Raw genomic sequence first — 25,960 nt, forward strand, 5'->3', positions numbered from 1 at the left:
TCGATCTCCACTGATAATGATTTCAAATCGAGGTAATCATGCAAAATCAAATTAGTGAGTCTTCTTCGGACGTCATTTTTTGGCATCCAGGAATGGAATGCTGCGATGAAATCTGGGAAGCCGCGTATTGTCGTTTTGAGACGCCAAAACAAGAAATGAAAAAGTTTATCAAAAGGCTTTGTCAGTTGGGCGTTGATCGGTGGGAGAAGCATCAACAAGTTGTTGAGTTATTTTGTGGACAAGGCATGGGACTACATGCCCTGAAAAAATTAGGGTTTTCTTCAATTGAAGGAGTTGATCTGTCACCACATCTACTCAATCAATATCAGGGAACGGCACAATTATATGTTGGTGATTGCCGGGATTTAAAATTTGAAGAAAATAGCCGGGATGTTTTAATAGTTCAAGGTGGATTGCATCATTTACCGGATTTACCTTCGGATCTTAAGCAGACTTTAGAAGAAATGAGTCGAGTCCTTCGTCCAGGGGGGCACGTTATTATAGTTGAGCCGTGGCTGACTCCTTTTCTTCGTTTCGTACTATGTGTCAGTAAAAATAAACCATTAAGAAAGCTGTGGCCCAAGTTAGATGCATTTGCTGTCATGACTGAGCAGGAGCTGACAACCTACGAACAATGGTTGGGCCAGCCTGTGGAAATCTTGACGCTCTTAAACCGGTACTTCGATGTTGAACAGCAAAGAATTACGTTTGGGAAGTTGATGTATGTCGGTAGAAAGTCCTGATCTGAAAACAGACTGGCTTTCTGTAGATCTCAGGTCAACTCGAATTGTTCCAATGCGTGGTAAAACATCTCAGACCCACTATAATAATCTTTTTTAGATGCGAGGAGATGCTGATGCCATTGCTGGGAGCACACCAGTCTATTGCTGGTGGATATTATAAAGCCGTAGATGCCGCAGCCGAATTTGGAATGGATTGTGTGCAGATCTTTACCAAAAACAATAATCAATGGCGGGCTAAGCCATTGACTGATAAAGACGTCAGTCTCTTTCAAGAACGATTGAAGACGACCGGAGTAGGGCATCCTTGCTCACACATGAGTTATTTGATTAATCTGGCAAGCCCCAAAGATGAGTTATGGAATAAATCGATTGATGCCGTCGTCGTTGAGTTAGAACGTGCAGAAGCATTAGGGTTGGAGGGGGCAGTCATGCATCCTGGCAGCTTTGTAACTTCCAGTGAACAGGAGGGGTTAGACCGGATTGTTGCTGCCATTGATCAGATACATCAGCAAACGGAGAATTTTAAAACACAGATCTGGTTGGAAACAACAGCAGGTCAGGGGTCAAATCTGGGGTTTCGATTTGAACAATTAGCTTATTTACTGGAGCAGGTGCAAGAAGATGAGCGATTGGGAATTTGTGTTGACACTTGTCACATCTTTGCCGCTGGTTATCCATTAATTAAAAAAAAGGAATACCAGTCTACGATGGCAGAGTTTGATAATGTGATTGGCTTAGATCGTATCCGCGCATTCCACCTGAATGATAGTAAATGTGAATTTGGAAGTCGCAAGGACCGTCATGAAAATATCGGACAGGGTTTTCTGGGATTGGAGCCATTCCGACACTTACTGAATGATCCAGTTTTTCATGACCGTCCTATGTACCTTGAGACTCCCAAGGCCGAAGAAGACGGCATCCCGCTGGACCAAATCAATATGGAAACGTTACGCAAGCTTTGTAAAGCCTGAGCTATTTTCAGAAAGACCGCTAAAATCACTAATACCCTCTCATGTTATCAAATCATTAGGGTCGATAAATGATAACAGGCGTTTGTCTGGTGCGGTTGCGCGCTTGATGGAATTGCCTCCCAATGCCTCAACTCCCCATTGAGGAAACTTCCCGCGACCCAGGCAGAGAATCGGGTTCAAGTCTCGAACTTTGCATGCAGAGAACAGGATTTGTCGTTGTGAAGATCGGTCTATTAACACGAAGCCTTACAACGGTTTATGCGTTGGTGATTGCCCTCTGTTGTCTCATGGTGGGCTGCCTTCGAACACCAGCAGAAGTCGTTTCTCAATCTGAGAAGAGCCCCCATGATCCTGTTATAAGTTCAAAAAGCAGCTCTAGCTTTAATTATTTTCAGTTGAAAAAGAAATCTTCTGACGATGAGGCAGTGGCCAGGGTTAAAGTCAATGAACCTTCTTCAGTCGATCATCGCACTCATACAAAGCCTGTAGATGACACGGGGCGTGTAGAGATCATTGCTGACACTTCAACAAGGCCTCACTATTCAACAGAGAAAATAAGGAAAACGGTAAAACATCCGTCTGAAAGCTGGCGATCGAAATCATTGATTGAATCCGCCAAGAAGTATCCTTCAAAGGTTTCTGGTTCATATTATCATCGTAATTCAGATCGCGTTAAACTGGCAACTCGATACGGTTCTGTTGATCAAAGCGGCTCCTCAGGCATACGTCGGGTATCGAATCTCAAATTCGATTCTTTAGATCATGATGAGTCCACAAAGAAAAAAGTGGAAGCAACGACTTCGACAGACCAGTTGAGGTCTCGCGAAATGAATCGCTATTTTAATCAGTTAGCTCAGGGAAAAGTTAGTTCTTCACAGATTAAGCAATTGGAGAACGAATTACATCAGGATCTGGAACATGCAAAGCCGACGTTCGAAGGAATCAGTGACGAAATGCGACGAATGCAGGTTTCGTCCATCCTGGAGCGCGCGAAGCGTGAACTCAAACAAGAGAATTACGAATATGCCGCATTTTTAGCAGAGCAGGCATTAGAGTCGAGCTATCAGGGACATATTGCCTTTGGCCCTGAAGAAGAATCGCCGCAGATGTTACTCCAGCGTATCAAAAAAAACATGCCGGCCAATTTTGATTCTGAAGTACAAAAAATTGAACATACCAATCCACAGATTCAAACAAATGGCGGTCAAAGAGTACAAAATTTTCAATTCTCGCCTTCCCCCGTTCATCCATTGAAAAGACGTTCTGTAATCAATCCAAAACAGATGCGTCCTCAAACTCGACCTTCAACTGATTCGATACAGGAATTACCAATGATCGTTCCCCGTAATGTGGGGACAGATCGTCCGCAGACAGCGAAACCTAACGTTCGTAAACAAGTTCCAGTTTCCCCCGGAATTTCTTTGGACTCACCTGCGTTTGAGCCATATCCAGCTTTTGAACAAAAACCGGCAGAGCAATTGGAAATCCCTTTTCCTGAAAAGACGACACAACAAGAGACGCCGTCCAGATCGCAGCCTGCTCTAGGACTTGAGCTTGAAGAAGTTCCAGATGAGCCACCAGCCAAAGTTCGCCTAAGCGGACCAGAGCCTGTGCATCAAGATCCAGTAGAAGATGCCGCTGATTTATCGAAGCCAGGGCCTCAATTGATGCTCCCTAAGCTGCCTGTGGTACCTCAGGATCTTACATCTCAATCTTTCGGTCATAATCAGTCTCGTCAGGCAACAATTCTCAACAGCTCAGAACAAAACCAGTCGAAACAATCCGTACCTGTTAAATTCCAATCAAAAAAAACCAAGACTGTTCAGCACGTCCAGGCACCAGGTACGGAAAATAGTTCGATTGCAGGGGAAAGCAAGTCAGGTCTGAATGAATCAGGACTGACACTCGATGAAATTGAGTGGGAGCTTGATGAAGAAAAAAGACCAGAACGAGAAAGCCAGTGGTCGGGGATGTCGACGTTGTTGCTCATTGTAGGGGGAATGATCATTCTCTTATTGTCATCGATTATCGTCATCTTGTTACGACGCAGTAATCCTTCAATCTGATTTTTCTCTTGATCAAATCAATCTTCCGGTTTGGTAATGAATTCTCCGCCACTGATGAACATGCCGTTCTCACAGGGGGTACACCACATAATTTTGACGCGGTATTCAAATTCCCGAGTTTCACTTGCCAGCTTCACGGTAACTTCTCCGGGGTTGATCATGCCTTTGTGCAGTAGACCTAGCCCTTGACGACTGATTTCTCGGGTCATCGCAGAAATCGTATTTCCACGTAATGTCTTCACTTCAGCAGGCACAGAGAGTTCAAGGCGATCTACGTCTCTGACATTGACGGCTTCGCTGTTTCCGAAGCTTTCCAAGACTTGTTTAAGGTCATCCATCGTAGGACGGCTCCATGGGGTCTGTTCCATCGAATGTACTCCTGGTCTTGCAGTTGTTTCTGAAAGGCTAATAGATTTGTAATAAAAATCTGCTACTAAAATATAGGATACAAAATAATCAAGGTTTCTAATTACTTTCAAAATGCGACTTTGCATGTTTTCTATCCAAAGTCTCTCTTAACTACAAGCAATTAGTACACTTAGGTTTGTTAAAGGCTAACAGTTATAACACCAGGCGAAGCAGTAGAAAATTACAAAGCCATGCGCCTTGTGACGATTATTCATCCCGCGATGGTGCGTGTTGTATCAATCATTCCAAATGCTCCTGCAAAATCTGCTATAACGTTTCCGGTTTATAAAATCTGGATGACGCTTTGAGCAAAGCCTGTTCGATATGAGTGTGGGATGATCTCGGTAATAAATAGTTCAAGTTTATTTCAATAGATGGTTCTAGCCTGTATTCATGTTTATTGTGGCATCTCCAGGGGTAATTGATCGAGGATCACCTCTTGAAACTGCTACGATCAAATTGAACATGCCCTAGTAAAATTGCAACCTGATATAGAATTTCTCCATTGATTAATTCGATGAGAGAACTTGAGCTGGCTCAAGCAAGAGAAAGCAGATAGATCTACCAATACTTATGATGGTCTCTTCTTTTTATAAAAAGTATAGTAAGCAATTAATCTGGGGGGTGTTTTGCACACTTCCCATTTTGACCTTTCTTGCAGAGTTACTACCCTCCAACAATGACATCGAAACCTGGTTGCCCAAAGATTCCGATGTTCGCGTGGTTTATGATCGGTTCAAAGCTGAATTTGGAGCGGAAGAAATTATTCTTGTCGCGGTACAAGATGGCTTAAGCAAAAAACCACTCATCGAAGCGACCGCCAGTCGTATTGAAACACTGCCAACAGTCAGGCAATGTTGGACTCCAGAACGACTCAAAAAAATCTTAAACGAGTTTAAAGTGGAGCCTGAGGAAATCGATCGACGTTTGAATGGACTGTTGATTAACTCCGAAAAGAATATTGCCGGTATTTGTGTACTACTTTCTGATAGAGGGATTAAAAACCGTGCAGCCACGGTGGAAGGAATTCGCGAAAAGCTCGAATATAACCAGTTGACTGGGAGAGAGGTTCAACTTGCAGGAGCCCCTGTCGTAATTGCTGAGCTGGACCGCCTGGGTAGTCAGAAGAACAATAAAAAATTCTTTATTATCACATTACTGATCAGCCTGGGATTATTATATTACTCATTCCGAGAATGGAAGAAAACACTCGCCACACTCGGGTTGACCATTTGGGCCATCAATCTGACAACGGCATTAATTTATCTGGGAGGGGGTGAAATGAACTTCATCCTGGGGGCTCTCTCAGTCATGGTAATGGTCTTTACGCTTGCGATTTCCATCCACGTACATCATTATGTTGCCAGTTGCATTCACGAAGATGATCCGTTGGCCTCTGCATTACGTATTGCGTGGAAACCTTGTTTTTTGGCGACGCTCACTACTACGATTGGTCTCTTTTCTTTAACAGTCAGTGAAATTGGTCCCGTTGTTCAATTTGGATATGCGGCTTCGATCGGGACATTTGTGTCTTTGATTACAGGGTTAGGACTTACTCCAGCTGTGTTGACCATTTGGCCCATTGATCCTGAGACGATACATGCCGGTGAGAAAAACTGGAATTTTCAAAGGTGTGCCAACTGGATCATTGATCATGCCGGTCGAGTTTCAATTGCGGCGATTTTCCTTGTTCTGATCTCTGGTGCCGGACTATTCAACCTGAGAACGAAAATTGATCCTCTCGACTTTTTACCCGCGCAAGGAAGAGTTATCCAGGATGTGCGTTCGATTCAGAATGATCTTACCGAATTAGATTCGGTTGAAGCGATCGTCGATTTTGGAGACAAAGAGATACCATTCATTCAGAAAATAGAACGGGTTCGCAAACTGGAAGAAATCATTAAACAGCATTCTGCTGTCAGGCATACGATGTCGCTTGCGAGTTTTTTTCCGAAAGAATTCCCGGAAAGTCCATTTGAGACAGCACGGTTGTTATCGCACGCGAAATCTTCGCATGGCGAGAATGATTTCGTTTCAGATGGCGAACGCTTGTGGAGGATTTCAGCGAGAGTCAGTAGCGGTGCTGATTTACCACAAGATCAGATTTATGACGAACTTGCAGTCATGATTGACGATCCTGACGTGATCCTGACGGGGGTTGCACCATTACTGAGACGGGCACAAAAACAAATTTTCGTTGGATTCTGGGAAAGCTTTTCAATGGCTTTTCTGATCATCACTGTGGTTATGATTATTTCTCTTCGCTCAATTAAAGCCGGTTTAGTTGCGATGGTTCCCAACTTGACTCCCATTTGTATTGTATTCGGAATTCTGGGTTGGTATCAAATTCCCATCGATATTGGAATCATGATGACTGCCAGTATCGCATTGGGGATTGCCGTCGATGGGACATTTCATTTCCTGGTGCGTTATCAAAGCCAATATCGACTTACTAAAAATTCGGCACAGTCTTCAAGAGACTCTCTACTGATGACGGGAGAGCCGATTTTCACAGCGGCAGTAATTACTGGTGCAGGCATGATGGCTCTCACGCTGAGCAATTTTGTTCCCACGGCACGCTTTGGTTACATGATGACTTCGTTGCTGATTGCTGCTTTGGTCGGTGATCTCATTTTACTTCCAAGTTTATTGGCACTTCGACCTCAGAAACCGACTGATGATGGAAGTACTGATCGCAATGACAGCAATGAGCTGCTGGAACGACAACACCCAAGTGCACCCCATTTTCTCAAGGACAATCGACAGGGAACGAAAGACCAATCAAAGAAAGCAGTTGCATAAATTCATTTCCTGAACGACAAACAAATGCTCTGCTAAAGTATCTGCTTTTCAGTACCCTTTGATTGATATATGAAGCCAGTTCATTATCATTGATTTCTCCCAAGTTCGATAATCTCTCCCCTCTGTTCTACCACAGTTACAATCTGTCTCAGGTTCTGAGCAGTAGGCAGGAACTCGAAATGGATCTCTTTAAACAGAGTTTTTTCAGGCAATTATCAACCTCGATTTTTACATCAACGGAAATATAGCGGAAAACAAAATGGGATATCATCTGATAACAGGCGCTACAGGATTACTGGGAAGATACTTGATCCGGGATTTAGCGTCTGCTGGTGTGCCTTTAGCTGTGTTGGTTCGCCCCACCAGACGAATGACTGCTGATCAGCGAATCGACATGATCATGGGGTTCTGGGACGATCAAATGGGACGCGAATTACCGCGACCTGTTGTTCTTGAAGGAAACATTAATGAGGAGAATTTGGGGCTGAGTACGAAGCAACTTGAGTGGGTGTCACAAAATGTTGATCGAGTCCTGCATTCCGCTGCCAGTCTCTCGTTTTACAGCACAAGTCAGGAAAGTGAGCCTTGGAGATCAAATGTAGGTGGGGTCAAAAAAGTTCTTGATTTTTGCAAAACAACGGGAATCAAAAAGTTCGACCATGTTTCTACTGCGTATGTTTGTGGCTTGCGTACAGGCAGAATCATGGAATCGGACGTTGACGTCGGTCAGGAACCGGGAAACGACTATGAGCGAAGTAAACTTCAAGCTGAGTTGCTGGTCAGAGGCGCAGAGCATATTGAATCATTAACCGTGTTCAGACCTGCTATCATTATTGGAGATTCAAAAACCGGATTTACGAATACATTTCATGGCTTTTACGCTGCTTTACAACTAGGGCATACCTTAACTCAGATGCAGACTCCGGATGAAACGGGACGGCTCTATGCAAAATCCCGATTCACATTGGATGGTGATGAATCGAAAAACCTGATACCCGTAGATTGGGTTTCTGCTGTGATGGCATATATTATCACTCACCCTAAGCATCATGGTAAAACCTATCATTTGACACCACTGAACCCGGTACAATCACGTCTCGTGCACGATGTGCTTCAGTGGACATGCAATTTTTATGGATCAGAATTTGCGGGAGCAGGGGTAGAACTCGAAGATCCTTCAGAAGTTGAGCGGCTGTTCTATGACCATATCCGTGTCTACAATTCGTACTGGCGGGATGATCCAGTCTTTGACAGTACCAATACTCAAACAGCAGCGCCACATTTACCTTGTCCACATATCGACCGAGAGCTGTTGACCAGACTGTCTCAAGTGGCGATCGATATGAACTTCAGCTGGAATGATCGCACACCACATCGATTTGGAGTCACGTAGCCCAAGGGTTATCGAGTTTGCGATCAGTCTTCTGATCAAGTTGAGTTTTCCCCGGAATTAACTTGTCGAGAATTCCATTGACGAATTGCGAAGACTGCGCGCTACCAAACTCACGTGCTAATTCGATTGCTTCATCCAAAACGACTGAAGAAGGGGTTTCAGTATGAAGTAATTCGTAAGCCCCAAGCCTGAGGATATTTCGATCTGTGACCGCCATTCGTTCAAGGCTCCAGTTTTCAGCAACTTTCACAATTTCCTCATCAAGTTGTTTTTTATACTCTGTGACACCCGTAAACAATTTCCAGGCAAACGCGCGGACTGTCTGATTACGGCCATGCTCTTCGATCATACGACGAACCTCACCTGCGGTAATATCAGGGTTGAGATCGACTTGATATAACATTTGCACAACTAGATGTCGCGCCTGTTTTCGAAGAGACATAGAAATATCACTAACACTATTTGGGGTAAATTAACTCAGAGCCTCAAAACTCTCTGGCTTTTGCCAATAAAGCAAACTTATGGCGAATCTTGATCGATGGTTTTCAGAAGGTTTACCATCTCAATTGCTGCCAAGGCGGCTTCGCAGCCTTTGTTTCCTACTTTTCCACCGGCGCGATCGAGCGCTTGCTCCATCGTTTCGCAAGTGAGTACTCCGAATAGGACAGGGACACCACTTTCCTGACCACTTCGCATAATCCCTGCTGCAACTTGATGATTGATATAATCATGGTGCATCGTACTACCCTGGATGACTGCTCCCAGACAGCATACCGCCTGATAACGCCCACTTTTGGCCAGACGATCTGCGACAAGAGGTAATTCGAATGATCCAGGCACCCATACAACAGAAACATTCTCTTCCGAGCCACCATGGCGGCGGATTGTTTCTAAAGCCCCTTCCAGCAACTTACGAGTAATCAAATCATTCCAGCGCGAAACGACGATCGCAAATGTTGCGTCGCGGGCCAGTAAATCGCCTTCAATCAGTTTATGGTTCATCGAAGTAGTAACTTAAAAATATTCTATTGAAAACTTTAAAAACCGGACTGTTGGTTTATCAACTAGTAATTTTTTATGAAAGAGTCACAAGTGATGTTTCTTTTCTAATGCTTCGAACGGTTGAAACAAGCTCACCACCGAAACGCAGCAATGATCGCACACTAACCTAAATTCATACTCAGCAAAAACTCTTCATTTGTTTTGGTACGACGCATTCTATTTGTCAATAGCTCCATCGCGTCAACAGGGTTCATGTCGTTTAGCACACGTCTCAAAATCCAAACTCTACGTAGCTCTTCTTCATCCATTAACAATTCTTCGCGTCTCGTGCCCGATTTATTCACATCAATCGCCGGCCAGATTCGCTTTTCGACCATTCTACGGTCTAGATGCAATTCTGTGTTACCGGTTCCTTTAAATTCTTCAAAAATGACTTCATCCATACGACTACCCGTATCTACGAGTGCCGTAGCAACAATCGTAAGGCTACCACCTTCTTCTACATTACGTGCTGCACCGAAAAATCGTTTGGGGTGTTGTAATGCATTCGCATCAACACCACCAGAAAGAATCTTTCCTGAATGAGGAACTTCCGTATTCCAGGCACGTGCCAGTCGCGTAATCGAATCCAGGAAAATGACAACGTCTTCACCATATTCGACCATGCGTTTAGCTTTTTCAATCACCATCTCGGAGACTTGAATATGTCGACTGGGTGGTTCATCAAAGGTACTACTAACAACTTCACAACGATCGCCACCAACCTGACGTTCCATGTCGGTCACTTCTTCAGGGCGCTCGTCAATCAAAAGAATAAACACATAGGCATTTGGATGACTGCCGAGTACACATTTTGCCATTTCCTGTAACATTACCGTCTTACCAGCACGAGGCGGAGAGACGATCAAGCCACGTTGTCCCATTCCCACGGGAGCTACGAGATCGACAATGCGAGTACTCAAGTTGCCTGCGGGCGAAGATAGTTTTAAGCGTTCCTTGGGATGGAGTGGTGTCAGATCGTCGAAAAAGACTTTTGTTGTCAATAACTCGGGATCACTCCCATTGACTGCCTCCACTCTGAGCAGCGCAAAATAGCGTTCGTTTTCTTTTGGTGGTCGAATTTGACCTGCGACAATGGCTCCAGTTCGTAGCCCAAAACGCCGAATTTGACTTGGAGAGACATAAATGTCATCAGGGCAGGGGAGATAGTGGTAATCGGGACTGCGTAAAAAGCCAAAACCGTCTGGCAGAATTTCCAGGGTTCCTTCCCCAAACATTAAACCGTTAACTTTGGTTCGTTCTTTCAGAATCTTGAAGATAAGATCCTGCTTTTTCAAGCCGGTGTATTCGGTGAGTTTTTCCTCTTTGGCCAGTTTCATGAGTTCTTGCATGGTCATTCGCTGCAAGTCGGCGATATGAATTTCGCTTTGCTTGATTTTCTCATAACGTTCATCAGCCGATTTGGCGATTGTCGCTGCTCTTTGCTCAGATGAATTTGCTTTCATCCTTTTTGTTTTCTGTTCAAGCTCTTCTTTTTCTTTTGATGCCACAAGCCCGTCATTTTCAGATGTCTGAAGTTTTATGGATTTGGCCATGCTGATAACTTTCCGAATTACTAGATTTTTGAGATGAAATGGAGTGGAGTTTTTGAACCAAAACAGATGTGTTTACTGTGTAGATCAATGGACTTTTGGAAAGGTTCCAGTTTTTTAAAATTATAGTGAAAAGTATTTTTAGATAATTATGATACGATCAGGGACGAGACTGGTTAGTAACCATAGATACTCAGAATGCTGATTAGACACCTGGAACCAGGTTATTTGTTTGTTTTTTGTCTTTTATGTAGTACTTCGATGAACTCAGATAAATCTTGACCGGCTGCTTCCAGATTGTCGTCATTATTATGAATAATGTAGTTTGCCAGTTTTCGTTTTTCTGAGAGAGGCAACTGCTGATTTTCCCGTTTTCCCAACTCTGCAGGAGACCACCCTCGATTTTGAGTGACTCGTTTCAATCGTTGATCAAACGGGCATTCAATGAAAACAATCTGATCGCACAACTCTTTCCATCCTGCTTCCAAAATCACCGCTGCGTCAATCAGGATTGCATCGACGTTTTTGGTTGTTTTCGCCGACAAAATCTCCTGCTCAAGGACTCGATGAATTTCGGGATGGACTATTTCCTCTAGTTTTTTTAATGATTCTTTATGTTGAGTTTCTTCTCCAAAAACAATTTTGGCAAGGACTGAACGATTTACCTTCCCATGTTCATCAAACACCGCAGTTCCAAACTGCTCTCGAATATTTTGTTGAACATCAGGAAATTCAAGTATTCTATGTCCGATTTGATCGGCATCAATCACTTCAACAGATCGCAAAGCTTTGACTTTATTGGCTACCGCACTTTTGCCTGATCCAATGCCTCCAATCAGAGCTATTGTAGGAATGAATGTGTGAGAAGACACAAGATGATTGTGACAACTTGCATTGGTGGAAAATGGTTTTCTTACACATTCCTTCGCAACAGAAACTTACCACACAGGAGGTTTGTGATTGCTGAATCCATTAGCAACATTTAGATGAGACACATTGGTATGTAATAGTATGGTTACCGATACCCAACTGATTGTCAACAAAAAAAAACAAACTTCCTACTTTTCTACTTAAATTTTGTGGTTTTGGCTCCGATTCTAATCATTGGAGATCAAGGTATCTTGATATGATTGCTGGCCGTTTCCAGTACCTAAATGAGGCTCAGGATTTAGAGGCTGGGGATTTATAGATTGGTTTGTTCAAGCCAGTTAGATCCGAACGACATGTCCACAATCAGCGGGACATCCAGTTCGATCGCTGATTCCATTTCTTCCCGAACAATCTGGCTAAGTGACTCTATTTCGGACGTGGGTGCTTCAAAGACTAATTCATCGTGTATTTGCATCAACATTCTTCCCGGATGCTGACCCTGTTTGAGACGCTCACCCACGTTGATCATGGCTTGTTTAATCAAGTCGGCTGCAGAACCCTGGATCACTGTGTTGATCGCCGTTCGTTCGGGCATGTTCAGTTGCTTTTGTAATCCGGAGCGTACACCTTGGATAGTCCGTTTTCGACCGCAGATCGTCTGCACAAACTGATTTTTAGAACAATCTTCCAGAATCTGGTCCAGGAATTCCCTGACACCTTGATAGCGCTGAAAATAGTCTTCAATGAATTGAGCTGCTTCCGATTGCGGAATGCCGATTGCTTCCGACAATCCGAAAGGGCTCTGGCCATAGATGACACCAAAGTTGACTGCTTTCGCCGTCCGCCGCATTTCACTATCGACATCCTCAGGTGAAACCCGAAAGGTCTCTGCCGCGACTGCAGTATGAATATCAGCACCTTCACGGAACGCCTGACTGAGTGCTGTATCCTGGCTGAGATGGGCGAGAACTCGTAGTTCAATTTGAGAATAATCGGCACAAAGCAATTTCCAGTCTTCATTCTCCGGGATAAATGCTTTTCGAATCTGTCGCCCCTCTTCAGTTCGGATCGGAATGTTTTGTAGATTGGGGTCACTGGAACTTAATCGGCCTGTAGCGGCCACGACCTGATTAAAACTGGCGTGAATGCGACCTGTTTCAGGATTCACAAGTTCTGGTAATGCATCCAGATATGTACTTTTTAGCTTGGAAAGGTGCCGATGCTCACTGATTTTTGCCGGTAACTCATGCAGGGGAGCTAACTTTTCCAAGACACTCTGGTCGGTACTGGGGCCGGTTTTCGTTTTTTTTATGACCGGTAGTTTTAATTCTTCAAACAATACCGTCCTCAATTGTAAAGGGGACGCAATGTTAAACTCGTGACCGGCAATTTCATGAATCTCCTGGATCAAATCCGTTAAGCGAAGGTCAAGTTGTTGACTCTGGTGTTTTAATTCATTTGTATCGACTTTGATTCCGTTGAACTCCATCTCTGCGAGTATGGGAATCAAAGGGCGTTCCAGATTCCAGTAAAGATCCCACAGTCCATGTTGTTTCAATTCTTCTTGAAGAATTCGAGACAATTGCCATGCGATCTCAGCATCCTCTACCGCGTATTCGGCGACTTTCTCAACATCGATTTCAAACATTTTTTTCTGTTGTTTTCCGGACCCAATCAGATTGGAGATGGGGATCATCGTATGCTGTAGATATCGTTCAGACAATTTATCCAGGCTATGCCCACGTTCGCCTGAACTAAGTAAATAACTGGCAACCATGGGATCGATGCTGACTCCCTGCAGAAAAACACCCACCCGCATCAACACTACCATGTCGTACTTAATATTCTGATTCGAAATCAGAATTTCCGGGTCTTCCAGGATTGGTTTGAGTTGTTTCAAAACAATTTGCGGATCGAGAGCTTTTTGACCTGTTGGCCCTTCAACGGGAATATAATAGCCATGATTTTTCTCCCAACTGATGGCCCAACCCACTATTTCTGCTTCGGCTGGTTTTAAGCCCGTTGTTTCCAGATCGACACAAAATTCGTCCTGTTCTTGTAACAATCTCAGGAATTTTTCGAATGCTTTATTGCTATCAACAGTTTCCCAGATTCGCTCCGATGGCTGCGGATCATCCTGTTGCGTGAAATCCTCTTTCATTTCCTCAGCAAAGCGGCGAAACCCAAAATCGATGAACAGTTGGCGTAAGCGTTCTCGATCCGGATGAGTTAAACGCGAGTCTTCCCAGTCTACGTTCAGATCAAGATTTTTATTCAATGTCACCAATTCCCGTGACATACGAGCTTGATCCGCGAATTCCTTCAGATTTTGCTGTAATTTCGGGCCTTTTGCCTGATCTGCATTCTCAAGAACTCCTTCCAGCGTGCCGAATTGCTCAATCAATGCTTGTGCTTTTTTGGGACCAACCAGGGGAACACCAGGAATATTATCAACGGCATCTCCCACTAAGGATTGAAAATCAATCACTTGCTCGGGACAAACTCCCCAATCCTTAACAACTCCGTCCGCATCCATAAATATGTTTTTGCGAATATTATAAAGCTGGACAGAATCGTTGATCAGTTGACGTGCATCTTTATCATTCGTGACGATGACCGTTTGAATCCCTTTTTCCTGGGCTAATTGTGCAATCGTAGCAAATACGTCATCGGCTTCCCAACCAGGTAATTCAATAATAGGAACCTGAAATCCTTTGACGACATCCATAATTGAAGATATTTGTGCCGCAAGATCTTCAGGCATTTCGGAGCGGTTCGCTTTATATTCCGGGAAGATCTCATTTCTGGTTCCCGGTCCACTCGAATCCATGGCAAAGATTAAATAATCAGGAGAATGGGTTTTTATAATGTTAAGAATATCGCGTGTGATTCCAAAAATGGCATTGGTTGGTTGACCGGCTGGTCCTGTCATTGCCGGTACAGCATGAAAAACCTGAAATACCAGAGAAAACGTATCAATGATGTAAAGTGTTTCTTTCATAAAGATTTAGCTTTACCTGTAATTTAGAAAAGAGATTGCCGAAAGTGAAAACATAGAGGATGTTGTTATCACAATTTTATTTTTTCGTAGTATTCCAATACGGAAATGTCAGAATTCCGTATTGCGTTTTTTATTATTGGTGAGACTCTGTCTGATCGCTATGAACAGGCGGGCCGAACTCGAAACTCTCTGAAATCTTTTGCCGGTAATTGTATCAATGATTTCGGGTATGTGTATTTTTGTATCCATTCTTTTGGGGTTCAACCTTGCTGGTGGAGTTAAAACCAATTGAGAACACATTAGATAGAATCAGAAACCTGCTTGACACTGCTTTTACTCCACTTAAAATAGCTTTATAGGGCCTGTTCTTTCAGAGTTTTCTGATTCACTTCATTTAGTTTTCCTGTAATTTGTGCGGGTTGCTGCACTAATCTATTGTGAGATGGATTGACATCTCAGGCTCATAAACTGCGAAGGTGCTACTTAGCATCTGAAAGTCACTTAAAATTCTTTAAGGTTCAATCACATGGCCGCCAGTAAACCAACCGCCGTTCATTTTTCATTGATCTTCTTTGTCATGGCAGCTCTCATCGGTGCAGTGATGGCATACTTAAACCATAAAGATCTGGGCGAGGCAAACGCCAAACTGGAGCAGGCTCAGAAAGATTCACAACGAGATGGTGCGGCGGTTCGTAAGTTGGATGAAGAGCTTCAGGCTTTAAAAAAGCTGATCGGAAATGAGCAGGAAGATGTGGGGCTTGACAGCAAGACTCCCAATACTGTGATTGGTGCCACCGAGCAGGATATCAAAACTCACGCGGAAGTTCTGGCAGAGCCCACAATCAAAAACACATTAATCAAGCTTTCGGGACAGTTAAACCAGACCAAAACCCAACTGGCTGAAGAACAGTCCGCCAAAAATGCACTGGAAGCACAATTCCTGGCATTGAAAGGTGAGTTAGACAAAGTCGTCGATACACATAAAACCGCTCGTGATAACGCAGAAAAAGATTTGGCAGATAATCAGAAGATCAAAGAAGAGGAAGTCTCTGCCAAGGATCAGCAAATTTCTGCTCTACAGAAAGAAAATGAAGAGATTCTGATCGAATTGGACCAATTGCGTGAAACAGATGCCAAAACGATTAAAGATCTCGAAAACAAAAATAATCGACTTGCCAGCCTTGTTGATACGCTTCGCAGTCGTCTCGATCAAATACAAAAATTCAGCTTTGAGAAGCCAGATGGTGTGATCAGAACGGTAGACAACAGTACTGGAGTCGTATGGATCAATCTGGGACAAGCGGATCGCCTTCCCAAACGAATGACGTTCAGTGTGTACCGTAAGTCTCATCAGGGGATTGGTCGAGGAGAGGAAGACATCATTGGAGCCATTGAAGTCACCAAAATCCTGGGCCCACATCTTGCTGAAGCGCGTATTGTGGGTGATGATATTTTTCAGCCTATCAGTCCCGGTGATCCCATTTATACACCGCTGTGGGGGGTAGGTCGTCCAGAAACATTTGCTATCTCTGGAATTATTGACTTGGATGGCGATGGAAAATCCGACATGGACCAACTTCGTCAAATTATCGAGAATGCGAATGCCAAGATCGACAATGAAGTGACAGAAGATGGTGAGCGACTCGGAAACGGGTTGACAGTACACACAAAATTCCTCGTCATTGGTGAGTCCCCCAATATCGATAATGCGAAAACAGATGAGCAACGAGACAAAATGCAAGAAGTTCTTTCCAAGATGAAAGAAATTAGTGACGAAGCCCGCCTGAAAGCAGTTCGTGTGGTCGGGATTAACGATTTCTTGAGCTACATTGGTTATAAACCACAACGTCGTCTGTATGTACCTGGTTCTGGTGTTCCCTCGAAAATCAAAGCAGGTGCCAAAAAGACGGGGACTACTGCTGGTTTAGCAAACAAATCCTTGACGGGGACCAGTCCAACTTCGGAGATATTTAGAGCCAAAAAGGGGCGTAAAAAACCAGCAAATCGTCCTTATTGAAACTGATAATCAAACAAAAGTAATTATGATTGACAACATAAAAAACCGTGCTGTGTACACAGCACGGTTTTTTATTGCTCATGTTCAAACAAAAAGCGGTAGTAAGAGTCAAACCTTCTGATGTTTGTGTTTATGCTTGCCTTTGAATCGTTTTCTCTTTACAGGCGAAGACGAATCAAATTGTTCGAATCGAGAAATATTCAACTGCTGACCTGCAACCCAGACACTTTTCAAAGCGCGGAAAATATCGCGAGGCATCCCTTCTGGTAAGTCAACCGTACTGTAATCATCAAAGATGTTAATTCGGCCGATATATTTGCTGTCCAGTTCTGCCTCGTTAGCAATGGCTCCCACAATGTTGCCCGGTTTCACACCATGGCTATGCCCGACCTGGAGCCGAAACCGCTCCATGCCTTCTTCAGGGGCTTCGTTGGTAGTACGTTTTCGAGGGGGACGCTCTTTTTGGAACTGACGTTCGGTTCGAGGTTGCCTGTTCCCCATTGGCTCACGTTGTTTTTTAAGTTTCTCTTTTTGTAGAGTCTCTTTCAATAATAATGGTCGCTTACCCTGAGCCATGCAAGCTAACGCCGCGGCAATCTGAATCTCGGAATGATTCGATTCCGATTGATATTCCGTCAGCAAGGTCTGGTAGAATTCAAAGTCTCGTGAATTCATCGCTTTGGTTACCGATTCTTTGAAACGCTCCTTGCGTCGTTCATTAATCTTATCAATCGGAGGTAGCTCCATACGCTCAATTTTGTGTTTGATGGCCCGTTCAATGCCTTGGAGTGATCGCGTTTCACGAGGAGAAACAAAGGTAATTGCTTCGCCTGTTCGACCTGCGCGACCGGTACGACCGATGCGATGCACATAAGATTCTGAATCTCCCGGCAGATCGTAATTGATGACATGGCTGATCCGGTCCACATCCAATCCTCGCGCGGCGACATCAGTGGCAATCACAATATTAACGTGTCCTGCTTTGAGACGGCCCACCGTGCGTTCGCGTTGTTTCTGGGGAATATCCCCATTTAAGGGAGCTGCCAGGAATCCACGGGCTTCCAATTTTTCGGAGAGTTCGCTGGTAATCGTCTTGGTACGTACAAAGATCAGCACACCATCGATTTCTTCTGCTTCCAGGATGCGTGTGAGTGCATCCAGTTTATGGAGGCCTCTTGATACCCAATGTCGCTGGCGAATGGTATCAGCCGTCCGAGTCTTTACTTTAACTGTCACTTCTGCCGGAGTTTGAAGATAGTTTCCTGCTATGCGTCTGATGGCTGCTGGCATGGTAGCGGAAAACAAGGTTGTTTGATGTTGATCTGGTGTTTGTTCCAGAATCCATTCCACATCGTCGATAAAGCCCATTCGCAACATTTCATCGGCTTCGTCTAGAACCAGACAGCGTAAGGCGTCCAGCTTCAATGTTCCCCGACGCATGTGATCCATGACGCGACCAGGAGTTCCCACAACCACCTGTACTCCACGTTTGAGGGGTTGTAATTGAGTTTTAAAGTCTGCACCCCCATAGATAGGTAAGACTTGCAGGCCTTTTAGTTTAGCACCGTATTTTTTAAACGATTCTGCAACCTGAATTGCCAACTCTCTTGTAGGAGCTAAGACCAGGACCTGTGGTGCCTTTAAATTTAAATCGATTTTCGAAAGCAATGGCAGGGCAAACGCAGCTGTTTTTCCCGTTCCTGTTTGCGCCTGTCCTACCAGATCTCGTCCATCCAGTAACGTCGGAATCGTTTGTGCCTGGATGGGGGTAGGGGTATCGTATCCAAGATCCTCCAGTGAATCTAATACGGGTTGGCAGAGCGCTAAATCTTTGAAATTAGCCTGTAATGAGACTTCTGTCGACATGTGTGTACCTTTTGACGAACCCTCAGCCTGTAGACTAAGCGTAGTCGTCACGTAAAAAGAAAATGGGTTGTGTTATGAAAGAAATAGGTGAGAGTCTGTCGTTCCGGACTCAGGATCCATTTTCAGGCAACTACCTGAAAACAATTCTCCTCGAAGCTCTGCCTCGTATCACCCCGTCGCTACAGTTAAATGCGGGACTCCGGTCTGGGAGTTCAAAAAAGTAGCAAAAACAACACGAAAAGATAGCAAACAGCTAATTCTTTTATCCTAGAGATTAAGGAGATCAATCAAAACTTGATCGAGCATTCTTTCTTGAACTCGACATTTTGATTATTTAACAGGCGGAGATTGTATCACCGCTATGATTTCATTGCACGCCCTGATTCAGGAATTCCTGAGATTTTCTGGTTTCCAAGTTGGTTCGCTTGAAAAATATAACATGACCTTTCAACTCACATAAGACTCATCTAAGATTTAACCTGTAATTGCAGCTGTTTACATCTTGATTTCATTTATAAAATCATTGGAGTTTAATGATGGGTTCTCCTGATATTCCTTCTGACAAAAGCTCAAAACCTGAGAATAACCCTGAACAGTCACTGCTTTGGTTGGAAGAAATCGAAGGTGAGCAGGCACTTTCGTGGGTCAGGCAGAAAAACGCCAGCACCTTGAACGCTCTGACCAGTGATCCCCGGTTTGAACAGTATCAGCAAGAAGCCCTGAAAATTCTTACTGCTTCAGATCGAATTACCTATGGAACCTTACGGGGTGATTTCGTTTATAACTTTTGGAGAGATAAGGATCATGTCCGCGGCATCTGGCGTCGCGCGACATTGCAGCACTTCAGAAAACATCAACCTGAGTGGGAAACACTGCTGGATGTAGACGAACTTGCAAAAAAGGAAGATGAAAACTGGATCTACAAAGGCGTCGATTGTCTGGGCCCCGACTATCAGCGTTGTATTGTCGAACTGGCACCGGGAGGTACTGATTCTGCTGTTTATCGCGAGTATGACATACAGTCCAAAGCATTTGTCAAAGATGGTTTTCAATTACCACTCGCCAAAACAAATCTTTGCTGGGAAAATCAAAATCAGTTGTTAATTGCAACGGATTGGGGCGAGGGCAGTCTGAATACTTCTGGATATGCTCGTATTCTGAAACGTTGGAAACGGGGGACACCACTCACGGCCGCAGAAACGCTTTTAGAAACGGATGTGGAGGAGACCTTCATTTATCCCATCAATATTGAGCATGACAAAGGTCAAACCTGTTTTGTGTTACGAGGACATGACTTTTATCATTTCAGCTTTTATCTTGTTCCAGAAACAGGCGACTTGAAACAAATCCCGTTGCCTCAGAAGTGCAGTTTGTCCGGTCTGTTTCAGGATCAATTGCTGGTCGAACTGAAACAGGACTGGCAGGGCTTCACGGCAGGATGTTTAATCAGTTTTTCATTGACTGATTTTCAACAAACCGGAAAACTCAAAAACATTCACCTGGTTTTTGATCCAGGGCAAACAGGTACGATCTCTCGGGTGCGACGTGCTAAAGATGCAATTTATATCACTGGGATCGAACATGTATCCAGTCAGATTCACGAGTTGACATTTCAGGATCACAAGTGGAAGCAACGGCTCATTCCTTTTGGTAAAAATGATGTGATTTCAATCAGCTCTTCTGATAGTCACAAAAATCATCTGTTGATTTCCCGAGATGGATTCCTTCAACCAAGCAGTCTGTATTATGTGAATTTTCAAGCAGGAATTGAAGAACTCATTCAAGAGACTCCTGCGCGCTTTGATACAAGTGGTTTGAAAGTCGAGAAAAATTTTGCCATTAGTAAAGATGGTACTGATATTCCCTACTTCATTGTTTATCCAGAAGAGATCAAGCTCGATCATTCTACGCCGGTCCTGCAATACGGTTATGGTGGATTTGAAATCTCGATTTTGCCTCATTATAGCGCTCTGATGGGCAAACTCTGGCTGGAAAAAGGAGGCGCATATGTGCTTGCCAATATTCGTGGTGGAGGTGAGTATGGGCCACGTTGGCATGATGCCGCCTTATTAGAAAATCGCCAGCGAGCTTATGACGATTTCTTTGCGGTTGCCGAAGCGGTTCAAAGTCGCGGTTTTAGTTCACCACAACATTATGGGGCTATGGGCCGCAGCAATGGTGGATTGCTAATGGGAGTGGCATTCACACAACGCCCTGAGCTATTCAATGCCATTGTGTGTGGAGTTCCCTTACTCGATATGAAACGCTTCAATAAACTGCTTGCCGGAGCGAGTTGGATGGCAGAATACGGTAACCCCGATATCCCTGAGCAATGGGAGTATATTAAACAGTATTCTCCATTACAGAATTTGAAAAAAGAGCAAGTCTATCCCAAAGTCTATTTCTTTACTTCGACTAAGGATGATCGCGTTCATCCGGGACACGCACGAAAGATGGCCGCCAGAATGGAACAAATGGGACATGATTTTTATTATTATGAAAACATTGAAGGCGGGCACAAGGGAATGGCCAACCAGAAGCAGGAAGCAATGCTGAGCGCACTGGAGTATTTGTATTTGATGCAGCAACTCTCAAAAAAAATATCGTGAATGGCATAGTTGCCCATACCATTGATCCCATTGAGTTTTTCTTCTTTATTAAAAACCTTGAGAGAATCTTCTATGAATCATCGACCAGTTTTATATTTCATTTTAGTATGTTTGCTTTGTGTTAGCTCCATCAGGCAGGCTTCAGCAATAGAAAAGCAAACGCGACAGCGTCCGAATATTTTGCTGATGACGGCAGACAATTTGGGTTACGGTGATCTGGGCTGCTATGGCAATCAAATTATGAAAACTCCTCAACTTGATCGACTAGCCCAACAGGGAGCTCGACTGACCGATTTTTACACTGCGTCCCCGACCTGTACTGTTTCAAGAGCGACACTGTTAACAGGTCGCTATCCACAAAGGATCGGTTTGAATCATCAGTTAAGTAAGGACGAAAATTACGGGGATGGATTACGAAAAAGTGAGTTACTGATTCCTCAGTATCTTAAACAACAGGGGTATCGCACTGCCTGTTTCGGAAAATGGAATGTGGGATTTTCACCTGGAAGCCGTCCGACAGAACGCGGCTTTGACGAGTTTTTCGGATTTGCAGCAGGAAACATTGACTATTATCATCATTTCTATGCAGGGAGGCATGACTTGTGGCGTGGATTGAAAGAGGTGTTTGTTGAAGGCTATTCCACAGACCTGTTTGCCGACGAAGCCTGCAAATTCATAGCTGAGAACAAGCAACAACCGTTTTTTATCTATTTACCGTTCAATGCACCTCATTTTCCTGGAAAACGTAATAAACAACCGGGCCAACCTAATGAGTGGCAAGCTCCAGATCGCGCCTTTAAGGATTATGGCTATTCTCCTCAAACCAAAAATCCTCAAGAACGGTATCGCGCTGTTGTGACGGCGCTCGACACCGCCATTGGTCGTGTTTTGCAGCAATTGGAAGAGAGCGGACTCAGTGAGAATACAATTGTCATCTGGTATTCGGATAACGGTGCGTTCATGCTGAAGGAACGAGGATTGGAAGTGGCCAGCAACAAACCGTTGCGCGATGGTGGTGTTACATTATGGGAAGGGGGAATTCGAGTTCCGGCAATAGTACGATATCCCGGACACGTCAAAGCAGGAACAGTGAACTCGAGTCAAATCATCAGCCTTGATATTCTTCCAACATTAATTTCATTGACAGGAGGAAAAGTTCCAGCGGATCGGACACTGGATGGTGAGAACATTTTCCCAATTCTCGAATCACCGGAATCAGCAGAACCACGAAGGTTCTTTTTTGAATATCGGAACTTTAGCGCGGTCCGAGATGGTAAATACAAACTGTTACGTACTAAGCCTGGCCGGAATTTTATGTTGTTTGATCTGGAACGAGATCTGGGAGAAACAAAAGATTTGTCTGCGAAACATCCGGAGATTGCTGCGAAATTAAAGAGTGCTTACCAAACCTGGAAAAGTGATGTCACATCCAGATAAGAAGAAACGGACTTCACATGATATGGAAATGAGCTAACGATCAAACGATAGGATCATCATCGTTCTCTTCGGAATCGCGTTTTAAAGATTCTTCAAACAGTAATTGCCGATCAGAAAATCCTTCGTCCAAATGATGCCAGTAGGCGATTTCTTCTTCACCATATTTCCAGCAGAGGCTGATTTCTTTACCTTCACGTAAAGCCGGAAAATTGACGACACCCATTCCAGGATCTTCTAACTCTACTCCCAAATCGATGAGTTCGGAAACGTATCCTTTGAGTTGCTCCAAATCATTTTCGATGTCCAATTCAGCCTGGATCAGTTCCTCACTATAGGCTGATTCTTCATCGCGAGCGGAAGCACCCGGTAGCCGCTTGATTTCTGCGATTCGTTCTTGTCGATCATTCAGATTTTGAAAGAGCTCAACAATGTCTTTGACAATCGCTTGCACGAGTGGTAACCGAAGACTGGCCTCTTCTGGTGTGAAAATCAGCTTTCTTTGTGCTTCAGCATTCATAACAAGACCTTTATTTCTTAAAGAAAGCAATCAACCCAAAAGTGTTGTTACTTGCTACTCATAATTACTCTTTGCTAATGATTCGAGCTTTGAAGAATTATAAGAGGATCACCAGATTCGGCAAGTCAACACGTTTGAAGACAGTCGCATTTTTTGTTTCTCTGTTACTTTTGACGTTTTAATCTCTATTAATATTACTGGTAAATTCGATGAGATGTTTGAGTTTTTTCAATACTTGTCCTTCATCGATCAGTCTTGAGACATTTTGAACAGCGTCATGCAGATTTGAGGTCTTTTCCGCTGCCATTAAGGCAGCTGAGGCATTTGCCACAACCATATCTCGCGCTGGCCCCTGTTCACCATTAAAGATGTCAAGAATCACTTGCGCGCTTTGTTCTGAGGATTCGACAAGCAACTGACTTACGTCACATTCTGGTAGTCCAAAATCAGCTGCAGACCATTCATAGGATCGCAAGTCGGAACCAGTTACTTCATGAATCAACGTTTTTCCCCAGAGGCTAATCTCATCAAGTTCTCCATTACCACAGACAACCAGTGCATGTTTTCGGCCTAATTTCAGTAATGCTTGAGCAATTTTTTCTGAGGCCTGTACAGAATTTGCCCCCAATAATTGGTATTCTGCATTTGCCGGATTCGTTAAAGGCCCCAGGTAATTAAAGATCGTACGAAATCCCAGTTCACGCCGAACAGGGGCCACGTGTTTCATTGCAGAGTGCAAAAGTGGTGCAAAACAGAATCCAATCCCTGTCTCTTCCAGGCACATTCCAATTTCTGCAGGCGATAAGTCTAAGCGGACTCCTAACGTTTCAAGTACATCTGACGAACCGCTGGAACTGGAAACACTTCGATTTCCGTGTTTTGCAACAGGAATACCCGCAGCCGCAGCAACGAGTGCAACAGCCGTACTAATATTAAACGTGTGAAGCTGATCTCCGCCAGTTCCACAGGTATCCAGGAGCCCTGAGCAATGTGTTGGTATCGCAAGTGCCCGTTCATGCATGGCTTGTGCTGCACCTACTAATTCTTCCGAAACTTCACCTTTCATGCGGAGTGCAGTCAAAAAAGCGGCAATTTGTATTTCACTACATTCGCCGCGCATAATAGAGGAGACTGCTTCGTAAGCAGCAGTTTGTCCCAGGTTTTCTCCCTGAAGTAATTGATCGATCGTTTTTTTCAGAGCTGTCGACATATGCTAAAATCCAAATGCCCGAAATAAAGCTATTCCTGTCCCGGTCCCAAATTGTATCAAGTTATCATGATAGAATCTGCCGATGATCGCGTGAATGGTGAATGTTAAATTTAATTAAACAAAGTCTCATTCTCACCTTAGTGACTTGAATCAATTGAAACGAAACTGTCATACTTGTAGGTGTGGGAATCAAATTGGTACAATATCGTCCTAAACTCCTTCAATCATTAAATGATCCCCAGATAATTGGTGGGTCAGTTTTATTACAGCGATCAATCTCAGGAGACTCCGATGAAGCGAAGCAGTTTTTTATTCTGCCTCATGTTCCTTTTCAGTTCTCTGATGACAGTCTGGGGGGCTGATGACATTGAACAACAAATTACGCAAATCAAGCAGGTTCAAAAAGAAGGCCAGGGAAATTTAACTGCCTCACAAGCGGTTCAAAAGCTCTCAAAATCAAATGCATCGGCTCTGATACCTATTCTTTCTGGTTTTAAAGATGCAAATCCCATCGCAGTCAATTGGTTGCGTGGTGCCTTTGAGGCGATTGCTGCAAATGCCATCAAACAGAAAACGCTTCCCACACAAAAATTGGAAAAATTTATTCAGGATAAATCACAGAACCCTCGTGCCAGACGTTTGGCATACGAAACTCTCATCAAAGTCGATCCGCAGGCTGCAGACCGAATCATTCCTGGCATGTTAAATGATGCCAGTGTCACTCTCCGACGCGATGCTGTGCAGCGCTTGATTGATGAAGCAAAGAGTCTGGAAAAGGCCGGAAAAAAAAATCAGGCAAAGAAAGTCTATCAACAGGCTCTCACCGGCGCTACCGATTCCGATCAGGTCAAAGCGATCGTCAAACCATTAAGGGCGTTGGGTGACAAGATTGATCTTCAAAAACATTTTGGATTTCTATCTGACTGGATGATTGTTGGACCTTTTGATAATCGAGATAAAAAAGGTTATGACACAGTCTATTCTCCAGAAGATAAAATTGATTTCTCTTCAACTCTGGAAGGAAAAGAAGGAAAAGTAAAATGGAAATCGGTGAACACTGAAGATGATTATGGGATTTTTGATATCGCGAAGTCGATTTCTCCCTATAAAGGAGCCGTCATGTACTGTGTAGCTGACTTCTATAGCCCACAGGAACAATCTTTGGAAATTCGGTTGGGCACTCCCAATGCCTGGAAAATTTGGGTGAATGGAAAACTACTGTTTGCACGGAATGAATATCATCGCGGGATGGTTGTGGACCAGTACAGTGTACCTGTGAAATTCAAACCTGGTAAAAATGTGATTTTGCTCAAACTCTGTCAGAACGAGCAAACTGATAGCTGGGCTCAACGTTATCAGTTTCAACTTCGCATCGCGCGTCCTTCTGGAATAGGGGTGCTTTCACAAAAAGCAGAAGCAACGACGCAACTGAGCCCCTGACTTTCGATATACCAAT

Annotated in this window: 18 protein-coding genes; 9 read left to right on the plus strand and 9 right to left on the minus strand. The window is 43.9% G+C overall.

Going from position 1 to position 25,960, the window contains the following annotated elements; translation table 11 throughout:
• Positions 1 to 38: 38 nt before the first annotated feature.
• The 3 genes from V144x_RS10165 (at position 39) to V144x_RS10175 (ending at position 3,780) form a co-directional block, all read left to right on the plus strand.
• The gene (locus V144x_RS10165) at positions 39 to 743 is read left to right on the plus strand and encodes a class I SAM-dependent methyltransferase (protein ID WP_144985056.1); all 705 of its coding nucleotides are present in this window, start codon (positions 39 to 41) and stop codon (positions 741 to 743) included.
• Positions 744 to 856: 113 nt separating this feature from the next.
• Entirely contained in the window at positions 857 to 1,714 is an 858-nt protein-coding gene (locus tag V144x_RS10170) for a deoxyribonuclease IV (RefSeq protein ID WP_144985057.1), read from the plus strand.
• 122 nt (positions 1,715 to 1,836) lie between these two features.
• Positions 1,837 to 3,780, plus strand: a complete 1,944-nt coding sequence (locus tag V144x_RS10175; protein ID WP_144985058.1) for a HEPN domain-containing protein — start codon at positions 1,837 to 1,839, stop codon at positions 3,778 to 3,780.
• A 17-nt stretch (positions 3,781 to 3,797) separates the two neighbouring features.
• On the opposite strand, the gene V144x_RS10180 is transcribed toward V144x_RS10175, so the two are convergent.
• The gene (locus V144x_RS10180) at positions 3,798 to 4,148 is read right to left on the minus strand and encodes a PilZ domain-containing protein (RefSeq protein WP_144985059.1); all 351 of its coding nucleotides are present in this window, start codon (positions 4,146 to 4,148) and stop codon (positions 3,798 to 3,800) included.
• A gap of 613 nt (positions 4,149 to 4,761) precedes the next feature.
• Here V144x_RS10180 and V144x_RS10185 point away from each other — a divergent pair.
• Together V144x_RS10185 and V144x_RS10190 are read left to right on the plus strand one after the other, a co-directional pair.
• Positions 4,762 to 6,990 (plus strand): efflux RND transporter permease subunit, encoded by a 2,229-nt coding sequence (locus tag V144x_RS10185; RefSeq protein ID WP_144985060.1) that lies wholly within the window; start codon positions 4,762 to 4,764, stop codon positions 6,988 to 6,990.
• 259 nt (positions 6,991 to 7,249) lie between these two features.
• The gene (locus tag V144x_RS10190; protein ID WP_144985061.1) at positions 7,250 to 8,383 is read left to right on the plus strand and encodes an SDR family oxidoreductase; all 1,134 of its coding nucleotides are present in this window, start codon (positions 7,250 to 7,252) and stop codon (positions 8,381 to 8,383) included.
• Here V144x_RS10190 and nusB read toward each other — a convergent pair.
• The 5 genes from nusB to polA form a co-directional block, all read right to left on the minus strand.
• A complete protein-coding gene (gene nusB, locus V144x_RS10195) occupies positions 8,376 to 8,825 on the minus strand; it encodes a transcription antitermination factor NusB (RefSeq protein ID WP_144985062.1) in 450 nt (149 codons plus the stop codon). The two genes, V144x_RS10190 and nusB, sit on opposite strands and share 8 nt — an antisense overlap.
• Positions 8,826 to 8,902: 77 nt before the next feature.
• The gene (ribH, locus tag V144x_RS10200; protein WP_144985063.1) at positions 8,903 to 9,385 is read right to left on the minus strand and encodes a 6,7-dimethyl-8-ribityllumazine synthase; all 483 of its coding nucleotides are present in this window, start codon (positions 9,383 to 9,385) and stop codon (positions 8,903 to 8,905) included.
• Positions 9,386 to 9,546: 161 nt separating this feature from the next.
• Positions 9,547 to 10,890 carry a transcription termination factor Rho gene (gene rho, locus V144x_RS10205; protein WP_390620811.1) on the minus strand — a complete coding sequence of 448 codons (1,344 nt, stop codon included), beginning with the start codon at positions 10,888 to 10,890 and terminating at the stop codon, positions 9,547 to 9,549.
• A 311-nt stretch (positions 10,891 to 11,201) separates the two neighbouring features.
• Positions 11,202 to 11,849: a dephospho-CoA kinase gene (gene coaE, locus V144x_RS10210; RefSeq protein ID WP_144985065.1), complete on the minus strand. Its 648-nt coding sequence runs from the start codon at positions 11,847 to 11,849 to the stop codon at positions 11,202 to 11,204.
• 311 nt (positions 11,850 to 12,160) lie between these two features.
• Positions 12,161 to 14,848, minus strand: coding sequence for a DNA polymerase I (gene polA / locus V144x_RS10215; protein WP_144985066.1), 2,688 nt, complete (start codon positions 14,846 to 14,848; stop codon positions 12,161 to 12,163).
• A 526-nt stretch (positions 14,849 to 15,374) separates the two neighbouring features.
• Here polA and V144x_RS10220 point away from each other — a divergent pair.
• The gene (locus V144x_RS10220) at positions 15,375 to 16,865 is read left to right on the plus strand and encodes a hypothetical protein (protein WP_144985067.1); all 1,491 of its coding nucleotides are present in this window, start codon (positions 15,375 to 15,377) and stop codon (positions 16,863 to 16,865) included.
• A 108-nt stretch (positions 16,866 to 16,973) separates the two neighbouring features.
• Here V144x_RS10220 and V144x_RS10225 read toward each other — a convergent pair whose 3' ends face one another.
• Positions 16,974 to 18,731, minus strand: a complete 1,758-nt coding sequence (locus tag V144x_RS10225) for a DEAD/DEAH box helicase (RefSeq protein WP_144985068.1) — start codon at positions 18,729 to 18,731, stop codon at positions 16,974 to 16,976.
• Positions 18,732 to 19,264: 533 nt separating this feature from the next.
• On the opposite strand from V144x_RS10225, the gene V144x_RS10230 reads away from it, so the two are divergent.
• Positions 19,265 to 21,340 carry a prolyl oligopeptidase family serine peptidase gene (locus V144x_RS10230; RefSeq protein ID WP_144985069.1) on the plus strand — a complete coding sequence of 692 codons (2,076 nt, stop codon included), beginning with the start codon at positions 19,265 to 19,267 and terminating at the stop codon, positions 21,338 to 21,340.
• Positions 21,341 to 21,412: 72 nt separating this feature from the next.
• Complete coding sequence (locus tag V144x_RS10235; RefSeq protein ID WP_144985070.1) at positions 21,413 to 22,777, plus strand: sulfatase-like hydrolase/transferase; 1,365 nt, start codon at positions 21,413 to 21,415, stop codon at positions 22,775 to 22,777.
• A gap of 40 nt (positions 22,778 to 22,817) precedes the next feature.
• Here the strand turns inward: V144x_RS10235 and V144x_RS10240 are convergent, their stop codons facing one another.
• Positions 22,818 to 23,294 carry a DUF2203 domain-containing protein gene (locus V144x_RS10240; RefSeq protein ID WP_144985071.1) on the minus strand — a complete coding sequence of 159 codons (477 nt, stop codon included), beginning with the start codon at positions 23,292 to 23,294 and terminating at the stop codon, positions 22,818 to 22,820.
• 178 nt (positions 23,295 to 23,472) lie between these two features.
• Positions 23,473 to 24,504, minus strand: coding sequence for an anthranilate phosphoribosyltransferase (gene trpD / locus V144x_RS10245; RefSeq protein WP_144985072.1), 1,032 nt, complete (start codon positions 24,502 to 24,504; stop codon positions 23,473 to 23,475).
• Between the two features lie 291 nt (positions 24,505 to 24,795).
• On the opposite strand from trpD, the gene V144x_RS10250 reads away from it, so the two are divergent.
• Positions 24,796 to 25,944 carry a hypothetical protein gene (locus V144x_RS10250; protein ID WP_144985073.1) on the plus strand — a complete coding sequence of 383 codons (1,149 nt, stop codon included), beginning with the start codon at positions 24,796 to 24,798 and terminating at the stop codon, positions 25,942 to 25,944.
• Positions 25,945 to 25,960: the final 16 nt, after the last annotated feature.

The organism is Gimesia aquarii (genome assembly GCF_007748195.1).
GTDB classification, from domain to species: Bacteria; Planctomycetota; Planctomycetia; order Planctomycetales; family Planctomycetaceae; genus Gimesia; species Gimesia aquarii.

Bases quoted from the DNA above. Each gene is read 5' to 3' on its own strand.
- V144x_RS10165 (WP_144985056.1), top strand. From the start codon at position 39: ATGCAAAATCAAATTAGTGAGTCTTCTTCGGACGTCATTTTTTGGCAT.
- V144x_RS10170 (WP_144985057.1), top strand. From the start codon at position 857: ATGCCATTGCTGGGAGCACACCAGTCTATTGCTGGTGGATATTATAAA.
- V144x_RS10175 (WP_144985058.1), top strand. From the start codon at position 1,837: ATGCCTCAACTCCCCATTGAGGAAACTTCCCGCGACCCAGGCAGAGAA.
- V144x_RS10180 (WP_144985059.1), bottom strand. From the start codon at position 4,148: ATGGAACAGACCCCATGGAGCCGTCCTACGATGGATGACCTTAAACAA.
- V144x_RS10185 (WP_144985060.1), top strand. From the start codon at position 4,762: ATGATGGTCTCTTCTTTTTATAAAAAGTATAGTAAGCAATTAATCTGG.
- V144x_RS10190 (WP_144985061.1), top strand. From the start codon at position 7,250: ATGGGATATCATCTGATAACAGGCGCTACAGGATTACTGGGAAGATAC.
- nusB (WP_144985062.1), bottom strand. From the start codon at position 8,825: ATGTCTCTTCGAAAACAGGCGCGACATCTAGTTGTGCAAATGTTATAT.
- ribH (WP_144985063.1), bottom strand. From the start codon at position 9,385: ATGAACCATAAACTGATTGAAGGCGATTTACTGGCCCGCGACGCAACA.
- rho (WP_390620811.1), bottom strand. From the start codon at position 10,890: ATGAAAGCAAATTCATCTGAGCAAAGAGCAGCGACAATCGCCAAATCG.
- polA (WP_144985066.1), bottom strand. From the start codon at position 14,848: ATGAAAGAAACACTTTACATCATTGATACGTTTTCTCTGGTATTTCAG.
- V144x_RS10220 (WP_144985067.1), top strand. From the start codon at position 15,375: ATGGCCGCCAGTAAACCAACCGCCGTTCATTTTTCATTGATCTTCTTT.
- V144x_RS10225 (WP_144985068.1), bottom strand. From the start codon at position 18,731: ATGTCGACAGAAGTCTCATTACAGGCTAATTTCAAAGATTTAGCGCTC.
- V144x_RS10230 (WP_144985069.1), top strand. From the start codon at position 19,265: ATGATGGGTTCTCCTGATATTCCTTCTGACAAAAGCTCAAAACCTGAG.
- V144x_RS10235 (WP_144985070.1), top strand. From the start codon at position 21,413: ATGAATCATCGACCAGTTTTATATTTCATTTTAGTATGTTTGCTTTGT.
- V144x_RS10240 (WP_144985071.1), bottom strand. From the start codon at position 23,294: ATGAATGCTGAAGCACAAAGAAAGCTGATTTTCACACCAGAAGAGGCC.
- trpD (WP_144985072.1), bottom strand. From the start codon at position 24,504: ATGTCGACAGCTCTGAAAAAAACGATCGATCAATTACTTCAGGGAGAA.
- V144x_RS10250 (WP_144985073.1), top strand. From the start codon at position 24,796: ATGAAGCGAAGCAGTTTTTTATTCTGCCTCATGTTCCTTTTCAGTTCT.